16 protein-coding genes are annotated in these 19318 nt (G+C 40.4%); 15 read left to right on the top strand and 1 reads right to left on the bottom strand.

Annotation, left to right across the window (positions count from 1 at the left end; all coding sequences use genetic code 11):
- Positions 1-103: 103 nt before the first annotated feature.
- From ACTHN6_RS14440 to ACTHN6_RS14390, 11 genes are all read left to right on the top strand, one after another.
- Positions 104-3463: a SusC/RagA family TonB-linked outer membrane protein gene (locus tag ACTHN6_RS14440; RefSeq protein ID WP_440436474.1), complete on the top strand. Its 3360-nt coding sequence runs from the start codon at positions 104-106 to the stop codon at positions 3461-3463.
- Positions 3464-3506: 43 nt separating this feature from the next.
- Positions 3507-4979 carry a RagB/SusD family nutrient uptake outer membrane protein gene (locus tag ACTHN6_RS14435; RefSeq protein ID WP_440436473.1) on the top strand — a complete coding sequence of 491 codons (1473 nt, stop codon included), beginning with the start codon at positions 3507-3509 and terminating at the stop codon, positions 4977-4979.
- Between the two features lie 53 nt (positions 4980-5032).
- Positions 5033-6253 carry a sialidase family protein gene (locus ACTHN6_RS14430; RefSeq protein ID WP_440436472.1) on the top strand — a complete coding sequence of 407 codons (1221 nt, stop codon included), beginning with the start codon at positions 5033-5035 and terminating at the stop codon, positions 6251-6253.
- Positions 6254-6285: 32 nt separating this feature from the next.
- Positions 6286-7212, top strand: a complete 927-nt coding sequence (locus ACTHN6_RS14425) for a dihydrodipicolinate synthase family protein (protein ID WP_440436471.1) — start codon at positions 6286-6288, stop codon at positions 7210-7212.
- 9 nt (positions 7213-7221) lie between these two features.
- Complete coding sequence (locus ACTHN6_RS14420) at positions 7222-8340, top strand: galactose oxidase (protein WP_440436470.1); 1119 nt, start codon at positions 7222-7224, stop codon at positions 8338-8340.
- Positions 8341-8352: 12 nt separating this feature from the next.
- Positions 8353-9294: a D-2-hydroxyacid dehydrogenase gene (locus tag ACTHN6_RS14415; RefSeq protein WP_440436469.1), complete on the top strand. Its 942-nt coding sequence runs from the start codon at positions 8353-8355 to the stop codon at positions 9292-9294.
- Positions 9295-9323: 29 nt separating this feature from the next.
- Complete coding sequence (locus ACTHN6_RS14410) at positions 9324-10106, top strand: phytanoyl-CoA dioxygenase family protein (protein ID WP_440436468.1); 783 nt, start codon at positions 9324-9326, stop codon at positions 10104-10106.
- A gap of 36 nt (positions 10107-10142) precedes the next feature.
- Positions 10143-11270 carry a sialidase family protein gene (locus ACTHN6_RS14405; protein WP_440436467.1) on the top strand — a complete coding sequence of 376 codons (1128 nt, stop codon included), beginning with the start codon at positions 10143-10145 and terminating at the stop codon, positions 11268-11270.
- A gap of 17 nt (positions 11271-11287) precedes the next feature.
- A complete protein-coding gene (locus ACTHN6_RS14400) occupies positions 11288-12208 on the top strand; it encodes a dihydrodipicolinate synthase family protein (protein ID WP_440436466.1) in 921 nt (306 codons plus the stop codon).
- Between the two features lie 151 nt (positions 12209-12359).
- The gene (locus tag ACTHN6_RS14395) at positions 12360-13493 is read left to right on the top strand and encodes a mandelate racemase/muconate lactonizing enzyme family protein (RefSeq protein ID WP_440436465.1); all 1134 of its coding nucleotides are present in this window, start codon (positions 12360-12362) and stop codon (positions 13491-13493) included.
- Between the two features lie 105 nt (positions 13494-13598).
- Entirely contained in the window at positions 13599-13829 is a 231-nt protein-coding gene (locus ACTHN6_RS14390) for a hypothetical protein (RefSeq protein WP_440436464.1), read from the top strand.
- A 188-nt stretch (positions 13830-14017) separates the two neighbouring features.
- Here the strand turns inward: ACTHN6_RS14390 and ACTHN6_RS14385 are convergent, their stop codons facing one another.
- Entirely contained in the window at positions 14018-14395 is a 378-nt protein-coding gene (locus ACTHN6_RS14385; protein WP_440436463.1) for a DUF2809 domain-containing protein, read from the bottom strand.
- A gap of 546 nt (positions 14396-14941) precedes the next feature.
- Between ACTHN6_RS14385 and ACTHN6_RS14380 the strand changes: the two genes are divergently transcribed.
- The 4 genes from ACTHN6_RS14380 to ACTHN6_RS14365 all read left to right on the top strand — a co-directional run bounded on the left by ACTHN6_RS14380 (position 14942) and on the right by ACTHN6_RS14365 (position 19285).
- Entirely contained in the window at positions 14942-16204 is a 1263-nt protein-coding gene (locus ACTHN6_RS14380; protein WP_440436462.1) for a hypothetical protein, read from the top strand.
- Positions 16205-16294: 90 nt separating this feature from the next.
- Positions 16295-16732, top strand: coding sequence for a ubiquinol-cytochrome c reductase iron-sulfur subunit (locus tag ACTHN6_RS14375; RefSeq protein ID WP_440436461.1), 438 nt, complete (start codon positions 16295-16297; stop codon positions 16730-16732).
- 82 nt (positions 16733-16814) lie between these two features.
- Positions 16815-17897 carry an imelysin family protein gene (locus ACTHN6_RS14370; protein ID WP_440436460.1) on the top strand — a complete coding sequence of 361 codons (1083 nt, stop codon included), beginning with the start codon at positions 16815-16817 and terminating at the stop codon, positions 17895-17897.
- Between the two features lie 14 nt (positions 17898-17911).
- Positions 17912-19285: a di-heme oxidoreductase family protein gene (locus tag ACTHN6_RS14365; protein WP_440436459.1), complete on the top strand. Its 1374-nt coding sequence runs from the start codon at positions 17912-17914 to the stop codon at positions 19283-19285.
- Positions 19286-19318 lie beyond the last annotated feature (33 nt).

The raw sequence follows: 19318 nt of genomic DNA, 5'->3' as shown, positions 1-19318 counted from the left end.
TTGGAAGTTTGGATGAACTGTCTATTTTTGTTATGTAGTACATAACTACAAAAGGACAATTTATTTTTATAATTATTTAATCTGGTAAACGATGTTATTGCTTATGAAAAGAAGGTATAATCCTCCAAAGCTGCAATTGTTTTTTTTAGTTGCCGTCTTCCTGTTCCTTCAAACAAATGTGTTTTCCCAAAACATAACCGTTAAAGGCACCGTAACAGACAGCAGCGGCAATGGAATAGAAAATGTAAGTGTGCGGGTCAAAAATTCTTCTGCGGGAACCGTAACCGGTACCGGCGGATCATTTTCTATTTCGGTGCCTTCGGCAGCATCTGTGCTGGTTTTTTCGAGCGTTGGCTTCGAGGATAAAGAGGTGGTGGCCGGTACCCAATCATCTATTAGCGTGAGGCTGTCCGCAGCTAACAAGAATCTCAACGATGTTGTTATAGTTGGATATATACAACAATCGCAGGCGAAAACAACGGCGGCAATTTCTAAAATAACAAGTGATGAACTGGAGAATCAACCCAGCCCTAATCCTATACAGGCGATGCAGGGTAAGATGCCAGGCATTTCTATTCCGGTAAACAGCGGGCAACCCGGCGCCGGTGTGAGCAATATAATTATAAGAGGCGGTACCAAGCTGAATGTGTATGGTTCGGGCAATGGGAATAGCGGCGGAAATTCTGTTGGTTCATCCGATAATACAGATCCGCTTGTAGTTGTGGACGGTGTGTTCAGATCGATGGATGATATTAATCCCGATAATATTGAATCCATTCAGGTGATGAAGGATGCTGCATCAACTGCTGTTTACGGAGCCCGCGGTGCGAATGGTGTTATAGTAATAAAGACAAAGGGTGGAAAGTTTAACAGCAAAATGAATATTTCATTAAACCATCGCACCACATGGGAAACACAGGCGCGTGATTATAAATACCTGAATGCTGAACAATACCTCAAACTGGCAAGAACAACAGTACAGAATACCTATGACCTGTTAAATAAGAGCAATCTTTTATACAACGGCGGCTTCTCTGCAGGTACAAAAGAATTTACGCAGCCGGGTGAATACGGGCGTTATGTTTATACAACAGCATTATATGACAACCTTGTTGCGGTAGAAGGTCAGGATTATGTAAATAATTTACTGGCGAATGGCTGGCAAACCATAGATGATCCTATCAACCCTGGCTCTACTTTAATTTTTAAGGATAACCACTACCAGGACCTTATCTGGAACACCGGTATTTCAAACGTAGATAATGTTGCCATAAATGGCGGTGGTGAAAATGCGAATTATAATCTTTCTGTTGGCAATACTGATCAGAAGGGTGTTTTTATCGGTACGGAATATAAACGCATTGATGTGCTCGGAAATTTCGGGTTTAAAGTGTCTGACAATTTCAGGCTGAATGCTATGGTAAATTACCAGAATATCCGCCCTAACTATGTGGAAGCTTTTCAGAATGAACTTACCCGTGGCACGCGCCTTACGCCATTGATAAGAATTTATAAAGATGATGGCCTGCCTGCTTTGGGAGAATTGTATTCTGCCCGTAACAGGCTTCATACATTATACTATGATAAGACCCATGTGAAAACAGAACGTTTTGTTTCAAGGGTTGATGCAGATATCACACTTATAAAAGGTCTTCATTATAAGCCTGCATTTTCTTACCTCTTACAGGATTATACCTACCGCTTTCAGCGTTTGCAAACGCCACAGAATGAAATACAACCTTCAACACAAAGGCAAAAAAATGAACGTACCAACAATACAAGGCAGGTGATGATTGACCAGATTCTGCAGTATGATCTTCATTTAAATAATATGCATAATATTACAGTGCTGGGTGGTTTCAACTTTACACAGAACACAGGCAATACAGTAACCATAGGTTCTCAAAGAGCAACCAACGATTATATAGAAACAATTGATGAGCCGCCTACTACTGTAATTAATGGTGTAGTTGTTCCCAACGTAACAGATTTTGGTACGGGCTTAAGTGAAACCCGTTCTGCCAGCTTCTTCGGCCAGGCCAACTATGATTATAAAGGAAAATATCTTTTGTCTGCTTCCATACGCGATGACGGGTTTTCCAACTTCGCGCCTGAAAACAAGTATGCAGTCTTTCCTTCTTTCTCTGCCGGATGGAATATTCATGAAGAAAATTTCTGGAAGATAAACGCTATCAACTTTTTAAAACTAAGAGGAAGCTGGGGTGCCGCAGGGTTGAATGACCTTAGCCTTACTGACACTTATGGCGGTTACTCAACCACGCAATATGCACAGGAAGCAGGTGTGTTAAGGGCTAATCTTTCTAACCCGAATCTCATATGGGAAACTACGCAAACAACAGACCTTGCTGTTGATATGGGCTTGTTTAAAAACAGGATAACGCTTACTGTTGATTATTATAACAAACTTACCAAAAACAGGCTCGCTTCAAAGCCATTACCTTCAGAAGCGCCTTTTTCTTCTATTGTTTATAACAACGGTGTTTTACAAAATAAAGGATGGGAAATTGAGCTTGGCGTAACACCTGTTAAATTAAGAGACTTTACATGGAATTTCAATTTTGCTTTTGCACTTAACCAGCAAAAAGTATTGGAGCTGCCTGATAACGGCCGTGATAAAAACCGCCAGGGAGGTGATATTATTTACGATCCAAAATCAAAATCAGAAATCGAAGCCGGCGGTGTTGCTGAAGGAGAAAGACCATTTGCAATTTATGCATATAAGGTGTTAGGTGTATTTTCTACAGAAGCCGAAGCTGCAGCATGGAATGAAACACATGTTGACAACCTGGCTTCGCCACTAGGTATAACGACAGGTAAACATGCCGGTGATTTTATTTTTGATGATGTGAATGGCGATGGTGTTATTGATACAAAAGACCAGGTATTTATGGGTTACCGCACACCCAATATAACCGGCGGTATTCAAAACAGCTTTACTTATAAGAGGCTTTCGCTCAGGGTGAATATGGATTATGCAATGGGCCATCTTATTGAAAATGGCGCATTGGCAAGATCGCTGGGCCAGGGCCGTGCTTTTAATGAGGGCGCACCTGAACAGGCACTGGGAAATGATATATGGCAAAAAGAAGGAGATGTAAACAAGCATTATGCAAGATTTTCTTTTGCTGACTATGATTTTGGCCAGCGTAATTATCTGCGGAATGCTACAATGGGGGTTAACAACTCTTATGGCTCAGATGTTTCAGCCATGATTGATAAAGGAGATTTTATTGCCTTGCGCGAAATAACTATTTCATATAACCTGCCCGTCAATATCATGAAAAAGATAAAATCTACGGGTTTAAATGTATTTGCAAGTGTATATAATGTAGCATATATAACCAGGTATGGCGGTATTAATCCTGAAACTTATACAGGTTTTGATGCAATTGGTTATCCAAGGCCGAGGCAATACACTTTAGGTGCAACACTGAGATTCTAAATATATCACGCCAGTTTTAAATAACGTCAAACTATTATCAACAATGAAAAAAGTTTTTATATATACACTTACAGTGTCATTTGCTGTAGGCATTCTTTCCGGCTGTAAGAAGCTTCTTGATGTAACACCAAGATCAAGTATTACAGAAGCAACTTATTTTAAAAGTGAGGGTGATTTTGAACCGTATGTAGTGGGCATATATACATTCATGCGCACTTTTCAGAATAATGTAGCGTATGGCATGGAACGAGGCGAAGAATTAATTTCCGCATCCAACTCAAGATTTTCAGTTGCATGGTCTCAAAATCTCTCTGAAAGCTCAGGGGCTATTAATTACAATGACTGGTACCGGGCTATCGGGCATTGCAATTTGTTGTTGAGCAAAATAGGGGATTTCCAGTTTACACTAAATCCTGATCATAAACCTTTAATAACCGCAGAAGCTTATGCGCTGAGAGGTTTTTTTTATTTCCATTTAACAAGAATAATTGGAGATGCACCATTAATGCTGCAGCCGGTAGTGGATGAAAATGTGCCCTTGCTGCCAAGGTCTCCCGCTGCTGATGTTATCAAGCAAATAAACAGCGATCTTGATTCTGCCATCCTGTTATTCAAATCTGTTGCTTCCAATGATATTTATAGTTATCCTTCAAAATATCGTTTTGCCTATGGTTCGACACAGGCGCTTAAGGCAGATGTAAAACTTTGGAGTGCAAAAGTATCAGGCGGAGGCAGCCAGGATTTTAATGATGCCATTGCTGCAATTAATGAAGTGGAAAAAACAGGCGTATCGTTGAATGCAGACTTTGCAAATGTTACGGGTGTAAAGGCTTCATCAAACGATGAAGATATCCTTGCTGCTTATTATAACAGAGATGAAACCGGAAATAATTATGTGGTAAATGCCTTTCCATTTATAAATATTGTAGAAGGAGCTTTGAACATAGATAGCATACCATATACCCAAAGTTCGGCCACAGGCCAGGGCGCCTACCAGATAAGTGACGAATCAAAAGCCTTATTCAGCGCACATCCTGAAGATAAACGCATTCCATGGACATGGGTTACAGAAATGCAGGCCGATGGCCCGAAAGTTTCATGGATAACCAAATACCGTGGCAATATTTATGCTGACGGGCGTGTGCCGGATAATGATTTGATTATGTACAGGCTGGCTGATATTTATTTAATGAAAGCAGAAGCTTATGCAGGATTGGTTGATATGGATAACGCTGTTGCTTATCTTAATAAAGTAAGGCAACGTGCAGGTATAGGCGATTATGCAGGTGTAAAGGATAAGCAAAATGTGGAGAAAGAGATACTCGATGAACGTGGCCGCGAACTGTATTTTGAAAATAAAAGATGGTATGATCTTGTACGTTTTCATTACGGTGGTACTATAGATGTTTATAATTATGTTCCAAACCTAAAAGGCAAGACTACACCGCTTTTCTGGCCATTGAATACCACCGTGCTTGGGAACAATGATCAGTTAACGCAAACGGAAGGTTATTAAGTTGTTTCAAATCATCAACTCAAATTATACGCTAATTTTTTAAGACGTATATCATGATACGTATATTAAAAAAATATAAGGGCCTGTTATTGTTTGCAATGGCCTGCAGCCTGTTCTGCGAAACCAATGCGCAAACAGCATTTTCAGATACTACACAATTGTTTGAGCCCGCAAAAGATGGTTATACCATGTTTCATGTGCCGGCATTGCTCATTACACAGAAAGGAACTGTTTTAGCTTTTGCCGAAGGAAGATATGGCAAAGGAAAAGACTGGGATGATATAGACCTCGTTATGCGCAGAAGCGATGACAACGGTAAAACATGGACGCCGCTTACAATACTTATTCCACATACACCCGGCAAACCAACAAGCAATATTGTGCCCATAGCTGATAAGAATGGTACCGTGCATTTATTGTTCCAGGTAAATTATGCAAATGCTTATTACATGAAATCAAAAGATGAAGGAAAAACATGGAGTAAGCCTGTTGATATTACCTACGCATTTGATGCGTTTAAACAAGAATATCCCTGGCATGTATTAGCGCCCGGGCCCGGGCATGCTATACAAATGACAAGCGGCCGTTTGCTTGTTCCGGTATGGTTGTGTATTCCTGATAAAAGCAAACCCGGTGGTGATCACAGGCCAAGTTGTGTGGCAACTATTTATAGTGATGATCATGGTAAAACATGGAAACGCGGCGCCATCATCAGCAATAACGGAGACGTAGCTGCCAGCGGCGATACAATTGTGAATCCCAACGAATCTGTTGTTGTGCAATTAACAGATGGGCGTATTATGATTAACATGCGCAATGAATCTTCATTAAACCGGAGGCTTATTAGTTATAGTGCCGATGGAATTTCTGACTGGTCAAAGCCCGCATTTGATAATGATTTGTTTGAACCTGTTTGTATGGCGAGTTTAATTCGGGTTACAGGAAGGAATGCTGATAGGAGCCGTATTATTTTTGTAAATCCCGACAGCCGGAACGATCCCCGCGAAACCAATAATACACGTAAGGTAAATAAGCCACGTGAAAATATTACGGCAAGATTAAGTTATGATGAAGGCAAAACATGGCCGGTACATAAAACACTTTTCAGCAAAGGCTCAGGCTATTCAGACCTTGCAGTTGATAAAAATGGAATGATTTATTGCCTGTACGAAGTGCGCAACGGCGGAGATAAAGACTGGATTTACCGTATCATCATTCACCGGTTTAATGTTGAATGGCTTACAGACAGAAAAGATTCAATAAAAAATAAATAATCAAAACCCCACATTTGGAAACCAAAAAATATATGCGTAAAACTGAAGGATTAATAGCAGCAGCGTTTACACCATTCAACGCGGATGGCTCTGTAAATTTTGATATGATACCTGTACTCACAGAAAAATTGATTAACGATGGATTGAAAGGCATTTTTGTTTGCGGCAGCAATGGGGAGGGGCCAAATATGACCACGGAAGAAAGAATGCAGGTGGCAGAAGCATTTATCAAAGCTGCTAAAAAAAGGTTATTGATGATTGTACATGTTGGCCATAGCAGCATCGCAGAGGCAAAAACTTTAGCGGCGCATGCAGTTAATTGTGGCGCGGATGCTTTTTCATCTGTAGCTGGTTTTTATTTTAAACCAACGGGTGTGAAAAACCTGGCTGAATCTATGGCTGAAATTGCTGGTGCTGCACCATCATTGCCATTCTATTATTATCACATTCCGCACTTAACCGGTTTGGGTATGGACATGATTGCTTTTTTGCAAGAAGCACAGCCTGTCATACCAAATCTTGCGGGCATAAAATATACCGCATCAACCATACAGGAGTTTCAATCGTGCATCAACTATCAAAATAAAAATTATGACATGATGTATGGTTTGGATGAATTGTTGTTGCCTGCATTGTCAGTTGGTGCAAGAGCAGCCATTGGCAGCACTTATACATTTGCAGCGCCGGTATATTTAAAAACCATTCAGTTGTTTGACGAAGGCAAAATAAAAGAAGCACAGGAAAACCATTTGTTTATGGTTAATGTAATCAGAGCTTTTGTAAAATATCCTCCAATACCGGCGCAAAAAGCCATGATGAAAATGCTGGGTTGGGATCTCGGGCCCGCAAGACTTCCACTGAAAACATTATCCGAAGGGGATTATCAATCACTTTATAATGAGTTAAAAACATTATCATTTTTTGAACGTGTTCCTGTAAATGCAACAGTTAATGAATAGCGTAAGCACATGCATCTAATAAAAAAAATAGTTATCATCTTATGTTTCATTCCCATGAGAAATAATGCACAGGATATATTATCGAAGGTGGCGTTCACCTGGGGGCGTTTACAGGACTTTCCAAGCCGGGGTGGGCTTGCAGGTGCTTATGTGGGTGTAAGCAACAATGCGCTTATTGTTGCCGGTGGAACAAATTTTCCAGACGATACAAGACCATGGAGTGGTGGTAAAAAAAAGTGGTACGATACAATTTATGTTTTGGATAAACCAACAGGAGAATGGAAAGTTGCAGGGCATTTGCCAAAAGCTTCCGGTTACGGTGTTGCATTAACCTATAACAACAGCCTTCTTTGTTTTGGTGGTGGCGATGCTGAACAAAATTTTAATGCGTGTATTGCAATCAGCTATAACAAAGGGAAAGTAAATATCACTTCTTTGCCAAACATGCCTGTGCCGTTAATTAATGCCTGTGGTGCAATTATCAACGATAAGGTTTTTATTGCAGGCGGCATTGAAACACCAGGTGGAAAAACCACCAATCATTTTTTTAGCCTTGATTTGAAAGACACAGCAAAAGGCTGGTCGGTATTACCCTCATTTCCCGGCGCTTCAAGGATGCTGTCAACCGCAGGAACATTAAATAATAACTTCTATGTTTTTGGCGGTGTTGAATTACAAAATATACAAGGCGATACTGCATTACGCAGAAAATATTTAAAGAGTTGTTTGATATATAATGCTGCAACAGGCTGGAGGCAAATTGCAGATTTGCCATATACTCTGGCTGCAGCGCCCGGGCCTGCATTTGGTGAAGGCAATATGCTGTATTTATTTAGCGGCGATGATGGCGCCAATGCAGAACGCAACAATGAACTAAAAGATCAGCATCCAGGTTTTACTAATAATATTCTTGCTTATAATATTGAAACAAATACATGGTCTATAGCAGGAAAAGTTGCTGTTGATATAAAGCCTGATGCAGATAGATTTCCATTGAAGAGTTTATATGCGCCGGTAACAACGCCGCTCACGATCTGGAATAATAAGATAATCATTGCAGGTGGCGAAGTAAGGCCGGCAGTACGAACCAGTAAAGTGCTGACAGTAACAATTGATAAACAAAATTGATCATACAATTGCATGAAAATATACATTGATACACCGTTTTATGAAAAGCAAAAAGCTATGCTTAGGTCATCTGTTACAGATGATATATTGGAGTTTAAAGATGAAATAGCAGGTGAGGAGCAACAATTAAAAGCATTACTGAGAGCTGATATTTTATTAGGTAACCCAAAGCCTGTTGAATGGTTGCAGCAGGCTGTTAATCTTAAATGGGTGCAGTTATATTCAGCGGGGTTTGAATATTATAAAGGCATAAAAATTCCGGCGGTTGTAACCAACATGAAAGATTATTATTCCCAGCCCTGTGCGGAAACCGTTGTAGCGGGCATACTCGCTTTATACCGGGGCATGGATACGTTTACGCTGCTGAAATCAGAAAAAAAATGGGTGGGTTACACGGCACGCAATGAGTTAAGGTTGTTGCGTGAAAAGAAAGTGATTATACTGGGTGCAGGTGCTATTGCTAAACGCATTGCAAAAATTTTAAGCGGTTTTGATTGCACTGTTTCATTCTATGCGAGAACCGCAGAAGAAGCTTCAATCCATTCACCGGCTGAATTGGTTGATGAAATTCCCAATGCAGATATCATTATTGGTTGTTTGCCCGGCACTAATGAAACGAAAGGCTTGTTCACGGCTGATATGATCGGCAAGATGAAGAGCGATTCCATCTTCTGCAATGTTGGGCGTGGCAATTTATTAGCGGATGAACAAGCGCTGATAGATGCATTAAACAATAAAAAAATCGGCGGCGCTGTACTGGATGTAACTGCGCAGGAACCCATACCTGCCGATCACTATTTGTGGGATTGCCCCAATACAATTTTAAGCCAGCATTCTGGTGGTGGTAACATAACAGAGTATGAAGGGATAGCTGAATTGTTTCTCGAAAATTTAAAACGGTTTAAAACCGGTAAGCCTTTAAAAAATATTATACAATTAGAAAAGGGGTACTAACAAAGGGGTTTAAATATTTTATAAAGATTATGAAAGCGCATCATGCATATTTTAATTACAGTCAACTGTCAATGGAAGAACTGCAGCAGTTCAATGAACAGGGGTATCTCATTATAAAAAATATACTTAAGGAGCAAGGGCTTCAACAAATGCGTAAAGAATGCATGGCTGCATGGGACACCGAAAAACTGGCTTTTGATCCTAACAAATCATGGTTGCAAAATTCTTTACTGGTAAATATTCATCATAAGGCAAAAACAGTCCGCGATTATTATTTTGAAGGCCCGTTGGTTGAAATTGCCAGCCAGTTAATTGGCCCGAATATTAAAGGTGCCACCTCGCAGTTAACATTTAAAATGAAAGGTAATACAAAACCTTTTGGCTGGCACCAGGATAATGGTTATGGTGAACTTGAACCTTATAATGCATTAACCACATTAACTGCATTGGATGATACTGACAGAGGAAACGGTTGTTTATGGCTGATTCCCGGCAGCCATAAAGGTGGGCAGGTTCGTGTAAAGCAAACAGAAGAGGAGAAGCAAAAAAAATCTGAGATTATTGTTGAAGCGGATGACAATCTTGCTGTGCCCATGGAAATGAAAGCAGGTGATGCATTGATCTTTAGTTGTTGGATGTTGCACAAATCAGATGGTAATTATTCGGAAGAGCGTGACAGAAGAATTTTGTTTCTGCGTTATGCAGATGCAGATGCTGTTGAAGTGTATAATGACCGTAAACCACGTCTTGGGCGATTGGTAAAAGGTAATACACAGTTTGAGGAAGTAAAAGTTTTTGAAGCTGATTTATAGTTCTTCACTTAATAATACTAACAAATTTTAACGAATATGCAAGCTCAATTAAAACATGTTGTTTACAGGATATTAATCTTATCGGCAATAGCATTAATTAGTTCAGTGCAATTAAATGCGCAGGATTTAAATCATTTGTATAAAAGCGGGGATAATGGTTATGCATGTTTTCGAATTCCTGCAATAATTACCACAACAAAAGGTACTGTGCTGGCATTTGCTGAAGCCAGAAAAAATAATTGTGGTGATGCCGGTGATATTGATCTTGTTGTTAAGCGTTCAATGGATGGCGGTAAAACATGGAGTGATATGATTACCGTTTGGAATGACGCTGAAAACACCTGCGGTAATCCTGCGCCTGTTGTTGATCAAAAAACAGGAAGGATTATTTTACTGACAACATGGAACCTTGGAACAGATCATGAAAAACAAATTATTGAAGGAACAAGTAAAGACACCAGAAGGGTGTATGTATTGTCATCAGACGATGATGGTGTCACATGGTCAACAGCGAAAGAAATAACAAAGGATGTAAAGAAAGATAACTGGAGGTGGTATGCAACCGGCCCCGGCAATGGTATTCAAATAAAAAAAGGAAAATATAAAGGAAGGCTGATTGTTGCCTGTGATAATGTTGATGGTGAGAAAAAAAATCAATCGCATGCCATCTATTCCGATGATGGCGGTAATACCTGGAAACTTGGCAAACCGGCACCCTTTGGACAGGTAAATGAATCTACTGTTGCAGAGTTACCTAACGGAAATTTAATGCTGAACATGCGGCATCCGGGTAACGAGAAGATGCGCCAGGTTGCTTTGAGTAAAAACGGTGGTAAGAAATGGTACGATCAGCATAGCGATACCGCTTTGATTGAACCGGTTTGCCAGGGCAGTTTAATTACTTATATTTTCCCGAACAGGCCAGCATTTGTTGCATTTTCCAACCCGGCAAGTCAAACGGCAAGAGTAAACATGACAATTAAACTCAGTTATGATAACGGCAAAACGTGGGCGAAACAAAAAGTATTGTATGCAGGTCCTTCGGCTTATTCAAACCTCGTGGTATTGCCAAACGGAAACCTTGGCTGCTTATATGAAGCAGGACTTCAAAAGCCTTATGAAGGAATTGTATTTGAAGAAATTCCGTTAGACAGTCTTCAATAAAAATATAACAGCATCTTTTGCTTACAGCTACTACTTTAAAAGGCAACTGGGGCACTTTGTTATTGCCCATCAATAAAGATAACTCCATTGATTATGTAAGGCTGGCCGAGGAAATTGACTATCTTATTGAGGCTAAAATAGATGGGATTTATTCTAATGGTACAGCCGGCGAATTGCATAATCAGACAGAAGACGAATTTGACAAAATCAATGAACGCTTATCCGAAAAATGCAGTCACACTGGTATGCCTTTTCAGATTGGTGCCAGCCACCCAAGTCCTCTTATTTCACTGGAAAGACTGAAAAGAGCAACAGCATTTAAACCTGATGCATTTCAAATCATGTTGCCGGATTGGGTAACTGCGACTATACCGGAACAAATCGATTTTTTAAAAAAGATGGCTGATTATGCCGGCAACACTCCATTGGTGCTATATAATCCCCCACATGCTAAGAATATTTTATCGCCTCATGAATTGAAAATATTAAGCGAAGCTATTCCCAGGCTGATTGGAATAAAAGTAGCAGGTGGCGATGAAAGCTGGTATAAAGCGATGGAGTGGAGCAAAGCAAAATTATCAGTATTTATTCCAGGGCATTTTTTGGCGACCGGTATTAAACAAAAAATTGCATCAGGCGCTTATTCAAACGTTGCGTGCTTAAGCCCGGAAGGTGCGCAATGGTGGTGGCAATTAATGCAAACAAATATTGAAGCGGCACTGCAAATTGAAAAAAGAATCCTTCAGTTTTTTGATGAATGCATTATGTCTTTTAAAGAAGCAGGCTATTCAAATCCGGCGTTGGATAAATTATTGGCAGCAGCCGGCGGCTGGTCTGCTATCGGCACAAGATTACGCTGGCCATATAAATGGATTGCAGAAAGCGAAGTAAAACAAGTTGCCAAAAAAGTAAAAAGTATTTTGCCTGAATTCTTTTAAGTGGTTATGCATTGATGTGTTTACAGACAATGGCGAATGACATTGTTTTATTCCCCATCGCTGGGAACGCATTTTATATGTGCATTTTAAAGAAGCTGATCTTGATAAATTTCCAACAAAAAAACACCTATTTAAACAATAAAGAATTTACATGCGCATTACAGGTATTAAAACAAGAATTGTACGACAGTCATCAACGCTTTGGTATGCACCCGGAAAAGTGCCGTTAAACTATACGCCGCATTTTGATTTTCCGCTCACAACTATTTATACTGATGAAGGCATTGAAGGTTATACAATGGATTATTGCCCCCTGGGACAAGGCCCCGCTTCGGCGCACGCCGTGCATGACATTTATTATCACTTGCTGTTTGGTAAAGACCCTTTGCTGCATGAAGCTATATGGCAGGAGTTCAGGAAAATGCAAAGACATTTGTACAATTTCAGAGAAGCAATATGGGGTAACCTTGACGTAGCCTTATGGGATATAAAAGGGAAATATGCCGGATTGTCTATTGCAGTTATGTTGGGTAAGTATCGTAACAAAGTCCCGGTTTATTCAAGCTGTCCTCCACAAACTGTTGACACGATTGAAGCGGTGGAAGAGCAGGTGAAACTTAAAATACATCAAGGATTTCAAGGTGTAAAACTTCAATTGTCCGGCGGCTCAAAAATCGATATTCCAAAGCTTCAGAAAGCAAGAGAAGCGGCCGGTGATAATTTTCCTTTAATGCTTGATTCTTCTGCTGTATTAAGTTTTGAAGATGCATTGAAGATTGGTTATGAACTGGATGAATTAAAGTATGAATGGTTCGAAGAACCTTTTCCGGATGCACATATTCTTCAACTAAAAAAGCTATCACAGGCTATACGCACACCCGTGCTTGCCGCTGAAACAGTAGGCCTGTTTGAATTACCGCATTATATGACCGAAGGCGCCATTGATATTGTTCGCGGTGATGTGCATCATAAAAGTGGTATTACGGGTGTAATGAAAGCGTTGGGCATGTGCGAAATGATGGGGTTTGAATTCGAGATTCATACGGCTGCTGCACCTTTGCTTGATGTGGCGAACCTGCATGTTGGCTGTGCCACACGCTTAACAAGATTTCTAGAATCACATCATCCCATGTTTCGTTTTGGATTAAAAAATAATCCTTTGGAAATTAAAGAAGATGGTTGCCAGCATTGCCCGACGGGCCCCGGGCTGGGTGTAGAAATTGACTGGGACTGGATAGATGATCATACAGTTGAAGTGATACAGGATGATGGGTTTAAAAATTAAAGTCTATCCTGCAGTAAGTAAAACTCCTTGCAAAACGCTCTAAAGATTGAATGTCGTTTCACTTGAAAGTGGAGAAGCAAGCGCTTTTTTACACATCTCGATAATATGTTTGATCCCGATGCATACGGGCCGCCGGTATTGTACTGGTACAGCACTGTTCGCAATAAAAATGCCCCGGGCGGCGCTGAATTTGTGCCTGAATTAATACATAACCGTTCCGGTGTGGGTTCTCAGGTTACGGCGATTGATTTGAATAACGATGGCGCTATCGACCTACTCACTTCCAATAACCGCGGCACATTTATATTCTGGAATGTTGGTGCACAAAAGCGTTGAATGAATTATCTGCAATACGATTGGTTATGATATTTGAATGATCTGTTGGCACAGTTGGTTTTTGTCTCTTTTTCTGCTGCGAACACGGATAATTTTTATTATCTGTGTCCTCGCGGCAGATGTTTATGCTTAATGTTATGATGATGAAGATGCATAACTGGTTGGCACCATTAAAATTCATGTATCTATTATTCGGATACCGGCTGTTTGTTTTTGTCGAGCAATATAACCAGCCCAATGCCTAACGTATAAGCTATTAAATCCGTCCATTCAAATGAAGTCCCAATCACGACCCTGACAAGATTGGAATTTTGAAGCCCGAGCATTTTTATAATATTAAAATATTGAAGCACTTCGATGAGGTATGAAAACAGCAGCACGGCAACGGCTGTCATTACCAGGGGTGTATTGAGAAATGATTTAATAAAACAGTAGATCAATATAACAACCAAAAAATCCCCGAAAAAGGGTCTTATAAAATTGTCATGGGCAAATAATGCAATAACAACTTCAATTAAAAATAATATGACAAAGAAAATAAAATACCCGCGTTGAAATCTTAGCATGGCCTGCGCTTATATTATTGTTTCCGGATTGAGGCTGTGAATTTAATTAATTGTGTTTTTATGCCTTTATGATAGACACAATAAATAGACCCCGAAGAATATATTCTTCGGGGGGTTAAGAAGATTTAGTTATTCATATTAATCCTCTTCTTCTCTTATAAATTCCCCCTGCAAGTCAAATAGTAAGTCCTTGCCGTTTACTCCGGCTTCATACATTTACCCTTTGATATTAGCGCCTTTATACAGTCATATTCATACAGTCCTGGTTTAGCCGTTGCATCATATCCGGCGATGCTTTTGGCAGGTTCTTTTTCGTCTTGGATTATCAATATTTTCATTCTGAAAATAAAAACTGAATTCTGAAGAAATTAGAATCTAATTTGGATAAAATTCCGAAAAGGTTTTGAATTCGTAATCGTTAAAGTGCATACATCCGGACAACTTTAATAAAACACAGCTTCATTATAACAGAAAGCTACCAAATTCGTAAATCGCCTTCCCAGACTCGTAAATGTAGTTTTGAGTGAGCAATTACATTTGCGACCCATGAAACCGAGTATTGTTACTGCTGCAACTTTTACATTACTGTTATTCACTTTACCATCAAATGCACAATTCAGAACCAATGCACAAAACCTTGTACTAACGAATGAAGACTCGCTGAATTACGGAACAGGCAAAAACAAAACTGTTATTTCCGGCTATGGCGATGCATTTTATCAAAGAAATTTTTATCAGCGGCAATCCAATGTTTCATTAGAAAGAATTGTATTGTTTGTCGGCCATCGTTTCAACGATAAAATTTCCCTTTTTACAGAAATGGAATTAGAAAACGCCGTTGTTGCCGGCAGCAACAGCGATGAAAGCAACAACTCTATAGGCGGCGATATTTCTATGGAGCAAGCCTTTTTGAAATTTAATTTTAATTCAAGAAACTATTTGGTAGCAGGTTTGTTTTTGCCACGCATGGGCATTTTAAACGAAAATCACCTACCGGTAAATTTTAATGGTGTTGAAAGGCCATTGGTTGAACAATTAATTATTCCCGCAACATGGCGTGAGATTGGCGTGGCATTTTACGGCACACTCAATAATATTCCGATTACGTATGACATCGGCATAATGAATGGTTTGAACAGCGCCAATTTTCAGCATGGCTCAGGCTTCAGGGATGGCCGTGGCCTTGGCAGCAATGCTTTTGCCAATAACCTCGGTTTAACGGCTGCTGTGCAATACAATATTTCAGATTTTAAATTCCAGGTTTCCGGTTATATGGGCGGAACTGTAGGTTTAAGTAAGCGTGGCGCCGATAGCCTTGATTTGGATAATGGAGCATTCGGCACACCACTCTATTTAGGTGAAGCAGATATTCAGTATGCAAGAAATGGTTTCAGCGGAAAAATTTTAGGCGTTTATGTTGCCTATCCCGATGCTGATAAAGTGAATACGGCTTATGCAAAAAACGTTGCCAGCGGCATGTATGGCGCTTATGCAGAAGCAGGTTACGACTGGTTATACAAAAAGCAAAAAACAGCACAGTTCATCACATTCGTTCGCGGCGAAATATTCGATCTTAATTCAAACCTGCCTTCGCCGCCAAAAGCCATTTACGATGGCACAGAAAAGCAAACGCAGATCATTGCCGGTTTTAGTTATTTGCCCATTCCAAATGTTGTTATAAAAGCTGATGTGCGCCTGCAGCATACAGGGCCGCAAAACCCGGCACTGGTAATTAATCCGCCGCCAAACGCTTTGCCGTATAGCCGCAGTAACCAGTTTTTAAATGTTGGGATAGGGTATTCATTTTAGTCAGAACAAAGATTCGGGTTGATTAAAGATGGAAAAAAAATATTAATGCCCTTACTCAGGTAATCTTATAAAATCCGGTTCAGATAAATTATGCAACGAAGAAAATTTTTATCATCATCCTGTAAAATATGCCTGCTGGGCGCAGCAGGTTATTCCTGGCTGCAACTGGAAAGCTGTTCGCCGGTTTCATCAGTATATAAAGCAGCTATTACGAATGGTGCCCTCAATATACCGTTGAATTTATTTGATAAGAATGCATTACAGATCGTTCGCCCCAACGGCTGGTATTTTGATGTGGCGGTTCAAAAAAATACAGATAATTCTTACACGGCATTATTATTACAATGCACGCACCAGGATAACCAGTTAACGCCAACGGGTAAAGGCTATCACTGCAGCCTGCATGGCAGTGATTTCGACAAACAGGGCAACGTAAGAAAAGGCCCGGCAGAACAACCATTACAACATTTTGATACAACGATTTCCAATAACACTTTAAACATTCACATAAACAATTTTAAACCATGAAATGCGCTATAAGATGCGTTATGCCAACCGGAAATGACTATTGGCGAATTACATGTGGAAATAAAAAAATAAAAAATAGCATATGAAAAATAAGTTAGCAGTTATCGCTTTAGCAGCGTTGGTTTTTGCAGGTTGCAGTAAAGATGATAACAATAGCGCACCAACTGATAACCTCGGCGAAACAGAAGCCGCAGTTGCCGGTAATTTCGGAACAAATGTAGCGCTGGCCACTTATGCAGACCTGGCTACATCAGCCACTGCTTTAAACACAGCCGTAAATGCATTTGTTGCCGATAAAAGCGATGCCAACCTCACCACCTGTAAACAGGCATGGAAGGATTTACGTGTAATTTGGGAAACATCAGAAGGCTTTTTGTTTGGACCCGTTGAAGACAATGAGTACGATCCTAAAATGGATACCTGGCCAACCGATTATTCAGAAATGAACGTGTTACTTGCTGATGAAGCCAACCACCCGCTTGACCTTGCAGATATTCAATCACTCGATTATACTTTGCGTGGCTTTCATCCCATAGAATATATGTTGTGGGGTGTAAACAGTAATAAAGCTGCCGCAGAATTTACCGGCAGGGAAATTAAATACTTAACCAGCCTTTCTGCAGATGTGGAAGACCTTTGCGGTGCTTTGCATGCAGAATGGACAGGCGGCTACACCGATAAAGTAACTTCTGCCGGTAACGGAAGTTCAGCATTCTCCACTTACTATGAATTCTTTACTGCACTGAATGACGGAATGATTGGTATTTGTAATGAAGTAGGGCATTCTGATGAGGATGAGGGTAAAATTTTTGTGCCGTTTATTCAAAATGATTCAAATAAAGTTGAATCTCCTTATTCTGAAAATTCAATGGTGGATTTCAAAAATAATATTCAGGGCGCTTACAATGTTTATCTCGGAAAATATAAAACACAGGGAATTGGTTTAACAAATATTGTCTCGTCTATGAACAAAAACCTGGATAACCAGATAAAACAAAAATTTGAAAACGCCATCAATGCATTCAGCACTGTTAATGGTTCTTTTGAATTAGCCATTTTTGAACAAAGGGTACAGTTGCAGGGTTTAATGGACGCTATTGGCGAAGTAAGGGATGTATTGGAAGAAGAGTTACAGCCATTCCTGCTGGCAAACATCAAAAACTAATTAAGTAAAACATTGTGATAAAGAGTTTGAAAACCTTGTTGCTGCTGATGGGTATCGTATCAGCCTTTGTTATGTGCAACAGGGCAGATACCTTTCCTGCTTCAGGTTATGATGACAGGCTAAGCGGTGGTGCCGCAACGGTATTCGATGTTTCATCGCAGGCTTTTACACACGAAATTGATGGCTTAAACGGAAGAGACCTTATCGTGCACGGTTTGGGCGATCAAAACTTTGAACAAACCTTCGTTGCAGATTCAACCCTATTCGGCGGCAAGGGCCCTATTTTCAATAATGTTTCCTGTATTTCCTGTCATCATAACGATGGCAAAGGAACGCCCACAGCAGGCTTTCAGAATTCATCGCTGTTGTTCAGGATAAGCATTCCCGGTTTGGATGAACATGGTGCGCCGCTGAGCGCTCAGGGTTATGGTTTCCAGGTGCAGGATAAAGCCTTACTTGGCGTGCAGCCCGAAGCACATATTGATATTAGTTATAAAGACAGCATAGTTAATTATGCCGATGGGAACTTTGTAACATTGCGTGTGCCAGCATACACATTACAAAACCCTTATTATCCTTTACCTGCGGTTTATTATTTATCACCAAGATTAGCGCCGCCGGTTTTTGGCGCAGGCTTACTGGAAAACATTCTCGAAAGCACCATTTTGTCTTTTGCTGATGAAAGCGATAAAGATGGCGACGGCATAAGCGGGAAACCCAATTACATTTTTGATACCGCTGTAAATAAAAAGCAATTGGGGCGGTTTGGTTTAAAAGCCAATACCACCACTATTCAAAGACAGGTTGCTGTGGCTTATCAGCAGGATATGGGCGTAACCAGTTATTTACTCCCCGATGAAAGCAGTAAAGGGCAATCTCAATACACACAAACAAAAACCAGAATAGAGTTGCCCGACAGTACATTGAATGCTGTTACATTCTATATTAAAACACTGGCAGTGCCCGCCCGCCGCGATGTGAATGACAGCAGTAATGTGCAGGGCGCAAGATTGTTTACGCTTATCAGTTGCGCCAAATGCCATATACCAACCGTGCAAACAGGGATTGATTTTGCCGTACCGCAATTATCCAACCAGCGTATTCATCCTTATACTGATTTGTTACTGCACGATATGGGGCCTGGTTTAGCCGATGGCCGCCCCGATTTTGATGCCAGCGGCAGCGAATGGCGCACCATGCCTTTATGGGGAATTGGCCTTTTTCCCAAAACAAACGGAACACCTTATTACCTGCATGATGGCCGTGCCCGCAGCATTGAAGAAGCTATTTTATGGCATGGCGGCGAAGCTGAAAAAGCAAAAGAACAGTTCATGAATTTATCAGCTGCAGAAAGGGCTAAGCTGATTAAGTTTTTGAATAGTCTTTGATTTAATCCGGAATTTTTTTGTACGGTTATTGCA

Origin of the sequence: Parafilimonas sp., from assembly GCF_051953455.1 — a bacterium.
Classification (GTDB): Bacteria; Bacteroidota; Bacteroidia; order Chitinophagales; family Chitinophagaceae; genus Parafilimonas.
This window is presented reverse-complemented; position numbering and strand designations above follow the sequence as displayed.